Here is a 7,067-nt window from a genome sequence, read left to right as displayed (position 1 = left end):
CTCCCTATGTCCAAAATCAAGACAAAGAAAAAGAGAAAGCTGATTAAATCAACTTTCTCTTGACTACTGGTAGAAAAGAGACCCCGGGGTCTCTTTTCATTTTACAGGAGGCAATCTTCACCAAAAGCCTCCTTTTCTTCTACCTGTTGTTCTCTTTCAGGTTTAAATTCTGCCATACTGTTTTGAGATTCTGGAAAAGCCTTTGCTCTGATTACAGTCTCAATTTCCTTACTCATTTCGGGGTGAGCATCCAGGTATGCTTCTGCATTCACTGCTCCTTGGCCAAGACGTTCGTCGTTGTATGAATACCAGGAGCCACTCTTTTTGATAATTCCAGCGGCCGGGCCTTTGTCGTCTACACCAAGCGCAATCATATCACCGTTATGGCTGATACCATGGCCATAGGACATCGTAGTCTCGATCGCTTTGAACGGCGGTGCTACCTTATTCTTGGTTACCCTGATTCTAGTGTTGTTACCGATGACATTAGTTCCATCCTTGACCTGCTGCGCTCGTCGCACGTCTAGACGAATTGTGGCATAGAACTTCAGGGCCCGGCCGCCTGGTGTGGTTTCCGGGTTGCCAAACTGAACGCCAATCTTCTCACGCAACTGGTTAATGAAGATCACGATGGTTTGCGTCTTAAAGATACTTGCTGTGAGCTTGCGGAGTGCCTGTGACATCATACGGGCCTGAAGGCCAACATGGCTATCACCGATCACCCCTTCAATTTCAGCTTCGGGCACTAGGGCCGCCACTGAATCAACCACCAGAATGCTCACGGCTCCAGATTGAATCAGAGCATCCGCAATCTCCAGCCCTTGCTCGCCAGTGTCAGGCTGCGACAGCAGTAACTCGTCAATGTTGACCCCAAGCGCAGTGGCGTACTTGGGGTCCATTGCATTTTCGGCGTCTATGTACGCTGCGACGCCACCTGCTTGCTGCACACTGGCCACCGCCTGCAGGGCGATAGTCGTCTTGCCTGAGCTTTCAGGCCCATATATTTCAATAATCCGGCCTTTCGGAAAGCCGCCAACGCCTAGAGCAATATCAAGGGATAAGATGCCAGTAGAGAATACGTCAATGTTAGTCAGTGACTTGTCACCCATTCGCATAACGGCGCCTTCACCGAAATCCTTCTTGATCTTGTTGAGGGCAGTGGCTAAGGCTACCTTGCGATCCTTCTCGTCTGAAATTTCGTGGGCGTTGCGTGTGATTGGTTTCTTAGTTGCCATATTAGTTTCCTCCTGCTAGTGGGTGCTTTGAATCGGCCGCTGAGGCGCGCGTGTCTGGTTGCGCGCGCTATGGCCATGGGTCGTGTCCTGCACAATATCCGTTCCTGGATGAATCAAATGCTTCGTGTCACGATACTCTACTGAAAGATTGCTCCATTCGCGTAGGTTGTTCATGACGTGACGGTAATCTTCTGGATCTCGTTTGAAATGGACTAGTTCGTAACTGCGGATCAGCTTAGTTCGTTGCTTTTTTGTGTAGAGGAAGATTGAGTAGATGTCCTCAAAGTGGTTATCTACCACGACTAGCCAATACCGGTAGCGATATTTTCTGGTGAAGTATTTTTCATAATTTTCCTGCATGGTGTGAATGATGCTGTACATGCGTTGATCATCTTTGCTATCCATGATGTCCTCCTACCAGCCCGGCCCGGTCAATCGCAGTACCACCAGCTTCCTTCGAGTAGCCGCGTACCAGTGACTTGTAGCCGTACTTGCTGCGAATCTTGTCTACGACTTGATCCAGGGCCAGGTCAGCCGTCTGCTTCTCTGGTGGATCAAAGAGGTTGAGCTGGAATCCAGCAGCCTTGCTGACACGGTTGACGCGGACTGATACGTTTCTCACCGGCTGACCGTTCCACTTGCTTTCAAACAGGCGCCGGGCGGCACTAATAATGTCATCTGAACGGCTGGTGGCGTCGATGTGCATTTGAGCTCCAAACCCACGCTCTTCAGCATCCGCGTAGTCGATGCCGACACTGACCACTTCACCCTGCACGTGGTGCTTGCGCAACCTGGTTGCCACTTGATCAGCAATTTCGCTCAACACCACTTCAATGTCACGCTTGGTCACGTAGTCTCGCATGAGCACCTGCGAGTTGCCGTACCCCTTGTTTTCAGGCCGAGGCAGGTATCGCTTCGTTAGGTCTGAATAGTCGATGCCCCAGGCATGAAAGAAAAGTGCGTCACCTAAGACGCCAAACCTGGCGTGCAGCTTACCGCGATCCGCATGAGCCAGGTCATAGATGGAATGAATGCCGATGGCCTCCAGCTTAGCGGCGGTCTTGTCGCCTATCGACCAGAAGTCGGTTAGATTCTTGATCTGCCAGATGGTTTTGGGCACGTCTTCGTATGTCCAGCTTGCCCGCCAGGGCTCTTGGAATTTGGCGTCATTATCTAATGCCAACTTGGCTTGCAACGGGTTCTGGCCAATACCAACCGTGGTGATGATCCCGTACTTCTGGAAGACTTCTTCCTGGATTCTGGCCGCTATCTCCTCGTTACTGCCGAAAAGACTGTGGCTACGGGTCACGTCGATGAATGACTCGTCAACCGAGTAAGGGTACCAGTGGTTATCGTCTGTGAAGGCACGGTAGACTCGGTTGATCTTGTAATTGAGCTTGATGTAATCCGCCATGCGTGGCTCCACCAGCTCAATATCCATCTGATCGTCGATTTCAAAACGCCGGGTGCCGAGCTTAACGTGGTAATCACGCTTCGTATTGGGGCTTGCCGCCAGCACCAGACCGCCGTTGATTTCTTCATTGCTGAGCACCGCCACCTTGGCGGCCAGCGGAAACTCACCGCGTCTGATGGCTTCAGTAGAGGCATAGAAGGACTTGCAATCGATGCACATGATGTCATGGATTGGTAAGCGCTGCGGGTCGTCTAACGGCGTGCTCATTGGTGCCACCATTTAGTTGCATTCAGCACGTCGATATGCCGGATGTCCTCGACCTGAACCGGCAGTACCAGACCATCTTTTCGCTGAAGGTAGATCTGGCCGTCAGCGTAGCCAAGAATTGGCCCTTCCAGGTCTCGCCGGTATTGCCCATCGTACAGTGCATTGAGCTGAATTGCCACGACCTGGCCTTGCTCCCAGGCAGTCTGAAGTATCTGGTCAATTACGCTCGCCTTCTGCTCAGGTTTTTCTGGTGTTGGCTTTTCATCTATTGCTTGCGATTCCATGTAGGCGCTGTGGTCACTTAGGATCCAGCCAAGCCACTTCTTCATGCCTCGATCCGGGTACAGCCAAAGCTCCTGTGGGACGTTACGTTCCATAATTTTGCCCCCTCGTTGTTAACCCCATTATACGAACACACGTTCGCATTACGCAAGGGCGATTTGTACAAAAACCGACTAACATTAGTGGTGAACCATGATTCGACGGAATCGTGGTTCACCACTTTTTCGTATCTGGTAAAGTGGTAGCGAAGTTGACATGTCGTAGGCCTTTTTGGCGCTTGACGCCGCAACAAAAACTGGCAACTTCACTTGATCCACCAATTAACTCGCTCGAAGTCTGTTGGCGCTTGACGCCGTGTATTGAAAATTGGGATGAGTGAATCGGTGAGACAACTTCATAAGGTGGTGTTCCAACATGGAATGCATTTTTGGTATTGATGTCAGCAAGGATTCCGCCGAGGTGGCGATTCTTGCCAATGACAGGGTCGTGCACAGTTTCAAGATGGCGCTGAACAAGCTCGGGTTTGCGGAGCTTGAGGAGCAGCTGCAAAGCTTCAGTGAGCCAGTGGTAATCTTTGAAGCGACCGGAGTGTACTCAAGGCGAGTAGCTGCTTTCTTCCAACGGGAAGGGTTGGCTTACACGCAGATCAATCCACTGCAGGCAAAGCGAGCAATGGAGGATTTTCGAAGCCGCAAGAACGATGCCTTGGACGCGGAGGGCTTGGCCCGAGCAATGGCGCGCTTTCACTTTGCCTCCACGTACCAAGAGAAGCCTGTGTATGGCGAATTGCGCGATTTAGAGCGTACCTATCAGCAGCACAATGAGGACATTGTGCGGGCTAAAAATAGGCTTCATCGGTCGCTTCAGATGACCTTCCCCGAGATTGAGCACGTGCTTAGCTCGACGGATGGGGTCCTGTACTGGCACCTAGTTCAGCGGTTCCCACACCCTAACTTGGTACTCGAATGTGAGTTAGACGCCATCACCCAGATTGTGCAAGCGTCCACGCCGAAGAACATTGGTCTAAGACGTGCACAGCGCATAGCTGGCAAGCTTTTGGACCTAGCGGAGCTATCTGCGCCGGCGGCGTTAGCGACAGACTACATCGTCAAGATGACAGCAACTCAAGCTCATGAGGTTGAACGACCTGATCATCTCAAGACCGAGACCATAAGGGAGATGGCAGCCGCGGCGAAAGGCTTGAGTGAGGTGCGAATTCTCATGACGATTCCTGGTATTGGTGAGAAGACGGCACTATGCCTACTTGCCGAGTTGGGTGATGTCCGCAGGTTCCACAGTGCCAATGCGATTAACGCCTACGTTGGGATTGATCTGATTGAGTACCAGTCCGGGAACTACACCGCTGAGCAACACATTCGCAAGCGTAGGAACGCGTACGCCAGAAAGATTATGTGCCGAGCCATCATCAACATTGTCAGTGCCGCCAAATACACACCAACTCGAATCAGTGCAGCCTACAAACGCAAAAAGCAATCTTCCCAGTCCAAGCGGACCAAGCAGATTGCCGTTGCGGCGATGAGCCAGTTGAACCGACTGATTCGCCACCTAATCCTAAACGATGAGCTATACGATAAGACAGCGTTCTCGCCAGAACAGTAAATCGTTGCTCGTCTAACCTGATTGTACCACCTCAAAATTCTGGAATACATGAGGCCTATTTAGTGTACGTCAGAACCATGTCAGACCAGGCCGTCCTCCTCCACCGCACTTCCGAGAACTGTAGAAATAAAAAGAGAAAGCTGATTGCCTCAGCTTTCCCTTGACTATTGGTAGAAAAAGAGGCCTCTTTTGGCCCCCGCTTTTGCCTTCATTGGCAAAACCTCTCGATTCCAGTATCACCCACGCCTTGGATGACTACGTTTCGCGTCCACCCACGCATCAGCGCGGTCAATCAGCCGACTGGCTGCCTTAATCAATTGCCAGAAAATCCAAATGATGCCCGCAGCGATCAGTGTTTTGGCACCAAAACGAAACAGGTTGCCCAATGCTACAAAGAGACCGCCTAAGAAAGGCACTAGAAGTAGCGCGCCAAAGAAGGCGGGCCAGGCGTAAATCAGCCAGAATGCCACAAATAGCAGCACCAGGACACCGAGGAACATTCCAACGCCTGGTAGCGAGTCACCAAAAATTGCCTTTAGGATATAGCCAAAAATCGGTTGAAAGATCCACTTGAACAAAAATTTGAATGGCACTAGAAGTAAGTACCCCAGTGCATTCAGAAGCCGTAACAGGTTGTCAAGAACCCCATCTAACGCCCAACTAATCCAATTCGTCGCTTGTGTTAGCATATCCCATACCCCTTGCTTTCTATTGCAGTTCTTGGATGCTGCTTTTTAATTTGTCCGCCCTTGCGCGAAGTCTGCTGCGCTTTCTGGCAACGGCTCGTGTGAGTCTACGCTGGCCTTCATACTCCTGGCGGTGCTGTGTCTGCTTGTCGCCTAACGCGGTTACTCGGCGTTCCATTGCTTTGATCTGCGCATCTGTGGCCATCTCGTCTGTCAACGTCAGCATCTCGGCGGACGGTTCCACTTTACCGCTGCGATAGCGCCGCTGCTGCCCAACGTGGCTGTATGCGTAGAGCGCTGACTGCGGCTGGCCCTCTCGCCCAGGCACCTTGATGATCTGGCCAAAGCGTGCACTAGTAAGGTCAATCGTTGCTGGAACCAGCCACTTGTAGGTGTGTGGGTTCAAGGAGCCGTCGTCGTTAAGAAAGTAGGCTATTGCAATGGTAACGTTCTGCTTCAGTACGGCGTAACGCTGCGGATTCTTGTTCTTTGGTGCCTTGGCATCGAGTCCCCGCATCTCGCGCTTCACACGGTTCAGAGCCGTCCGCTGCCGCTTGAGTTCAACTTCTCGTTCTGAGACCTTTGGCTTCTTTGCCTTCGGCGCGACCGGCGCTGGGGTCTTCTTGTGTGGTTGACCTGGCACCTGCATGTCTCTGCGCCGGATTTGTATTTTCTTTGCCATCCATTCCTCCTTCGACGCTAGTCTGCAAGCGTCCAGCCGATTTGGCTGTCATAATCGTAGAGGGCTTCAAAATCCGTTTGTGACAAGGCTAGGAGGCGGCCGGTAGCAAGCCTGATTAGGATGTCACCAACCTCCAGGGAAAAGCTTGGCTGCTTGCTGCCAGCATAAGCGTCAACTTGAACCTTGTCGTGCTTTTTGGTAAAGTGCGCGTTCGCCGGTTCAGCGATTTTCTGAATAGCAGCGAGGTTCCCGCCGTCAAACTGAACGTACTGATCTGGCTGGCTTGGCTTGCGCAAGGCCGTCCCTTTGGCAAGCTCAATCTCTCCCCAGGTTGCAATCGTGCCACCCGCGCGGCCCATGCGCTTGATGGCCTGGTCTAGCGTTATGACCTTGGTTCCTTCTATTGCGATCCCAAGCCTACGGGCCTCACTAGTTCCAATCTTCCGGCGCTGTTTGCCACGGGCAAGCACACTGTGCTCTTGGCGGTGTGTGACAGTACGGATGATGCTAACGGTGCCATCATCTTCTTCTACTTCCCACACCGTAGGAATCGCCTTTTGCACTGGCACCTCTACCATATCTAGTTGAACAGCGCTGGTGGCGTCAGGATGACCCTCAAGCTGCAAGGAAATCAAGTTAATCTCGTCACACACAGCGCAATCTGGATCGCTACCAGGCTCGTGCAGATCATCTAATCCCTCTTTGGTATGTTTTGCATAGGCTGCATACAAATCCTTCTTTGTTACTGCCATTTTTTCTCCCCCTGCCAGGTGAGCAGCAGCTGCTCCCTGGGATTCACACATACACGCTAACGCCATCAAAAGAATAGTAAGGTGTGGTTCTCCGCAAAGCCTTAGTTTGGTGCAGTTGCATCCAATGGT

8 protein-coding genes are annotated in these 7,067 nt (G+C 51.8%); 1 reads left to right on the top strand and 7 read right to left on the bottom strand.

The window, feature by feature from the left end:
• Nucleotides 1-101 precede the first annotated feature (101 nt).
• From recA to JUF11_RS12340, 4 genes are read right to left on the bottom strand one after another with little or no spacing between them, the layout of a single operon-like run.
• The gene (gene recA / locus JUF11_RS12355) at nt 102-1,235 is read right to left on the bottom strand and encodes a recombinase RecA (protein WP_204119844.1); all 1,134 of its coding nucleotides are present in this window, start codon (nt 1,233-1,235) and stop codon (nt 102-104) included.
• Between the two features lie 15 nt (nt 1,236-1,250).
• Nucleotides 1,251-1,640 (bottom strand): hypothetical protein, encoded by a 390-nt coding sequence (locus JUF11_RS12350; RefSeq protein ID WP_204119843.1) that lies wholly within the window; start codon nt 1,638-1,640, stop codon nt 1,251-1,253.
• Nucleotides 1,633-2,916, bottom strand: a complete 1,284-nt coding sequence (locus tag JUF11_RS12345; protein WP_204119842.1) for a Y-family DNA polymerase — start codon at nt 2,914-2,916, stop codon at nt 1,633-1,635. The genes JUF11_RS12350 and JUF11_RS12345 overlap by 8 nt, the downstream gene beginning before the upstream one ends.
• Complete coding sequence (locus tag JUF11_RS12340) at nt 2,913-3,293, bottom strand: LSm family protein (protein ID WP_204119841.1); 381 nt, start codon at nt 3,291-3,293, stop codon at nt 2,913-2,915. The genes JUF11_RS12345 and JUF11_RS12340 overlap by 4 nt, the downstream gene beginning before the upstream one ends.
• Before the next feature lie 319 nt (nt 3,294-3,612).
• Between JUF11_RS12340 and JUF11_RS12335 the strand changes: the two genes are divergently transcribed.
• Nucleotides 3,613-4,818: an IS110 family RNA-guided transposase gene (locus JUF11_RS12335; RefSeq protein ID WP_204119840.1), complete on the top strand. Its 1,206-nt coding sequence runs from the start codon at nt 3,613-3,615 to the stop codon at nt 4,816-4,818.
• Nucleotides 4,819-5,054: 236 nt separating this feature from the next.
• Here the strand turns inward: JUF11_RS12335 and JUF11_RS12330 are convergent, their stop codons facing one another.
• Genes JUF11_RS12330 through JUF11_RS12320 form a run of 3 tightly spaced genes read right to left on the bottom strand, consistent with a single transcriptional unit; the run spans nt 5,055 to nt 6,938 of the window.
• The gene (locus JUF11_RS12330) at nt 5,055-5,507 is read right to left on the bottom strand and encodes a hypothetical protein (RefSeq protein WP_204119839.1); all 453 of its coding nucleotides are present in this window, start codon (nt 5,505-5,507) and stop codon (nt 5,055-5,057) included.
• Nucleotides 5,508-5,526: 19 nt separating this feature from the next.
• Entirely contained in the window at nt 5,527-6,186 is a 660-nt protein-coding gene (locus JUF11_RS12325) for a hypothetical protein (RefSeq protein WP_204119838.1), read from the bottom strand.
• A 17-nt stretch (nt 6,187-6,203) separates the two neighbouring features.
• Nucleotides 6,204-6,938, bottom strand: a complete 735-nt coding sequence (locus JUF11_RS12320) for a hypothetical protein (RefSeq protein WP_204119837.1) — start codon at nt 6,936-6,938, stop codon at nt 6,204-6,206.
• Between the last annotated feature and the right edge of the window lie 129 nt (nt 6,939-7,067).

It is taken from the genome of Lacticaseibacillus suilingensis, assembly GCF_016861845.1.
In the GTDB taxonomy this organism is placed as follows: Bacteria; Bacillota; Bacilli; order Lactobacillales; family Lactobacillaceae; genus Lacticaseibacillus; species Lacticaseibacillus suilingensis.
Note: the sequence above shows the minus strand (reverse complement) of the source record. Positions and strands in the feature narration are given on the sequence as shown.

Coding starts and splice junctions, on each gene's coding strand:
- recA (WP_204119844.1), bottom strand. CDS start 1,235: ATGGCAACTAAGAAACCAATCACACGCAACGCCCACGAAATTTCAGAC.
- JUF11_RS12330 (WP_204119839.1), bottom strand. CDS start 5,507: ATGCTAACACAAGCGACGAATTGGATTAGTTGGGCGTTAGATGGGGTT.
- JUF11_RS12325 (WP_204119838.1), bottom strand. CDS start 6,186: ATGGCAAAGAAAATACAAATCCGGCGCAGAGACATGCAGGTGCCAGGT.
- JUF11_RS12345 (WP_204119842.1), bottom strand. CDS start 2,916: ATGAGCACGCCGTTAGACGACCCGCAGCGCTTACCAATCCATGACATC.
- JUF11_RS12340 (WP_204119841.1), bottom strand. CDS start 3,293: ATGGAACGTAACGTCCCACAGGAGCTTTGGCTGTACCCGGATCGAGGC.
- JUF11_RS12335 (WP_204119840.1), top strand. CDS start 3,613: ATGGAATGCATTTTTGGTATTGATGTCAGCAAGGATTCCGCCGAGGTG.
- JUF11_RS12320 (WP_204119837.1), bottom strand. CDS start 6,938: ATGGCAGTAACAAAGAAGGATTTGTATGCAGCCTATGCAAAACATACC.
- JUF11_RS12350 (WP_204119843.1), bottom strand. CDS start 1,640: ATGGATAGCAAAGATGATCAACGCATGTACAGCATCATTCACACCATG.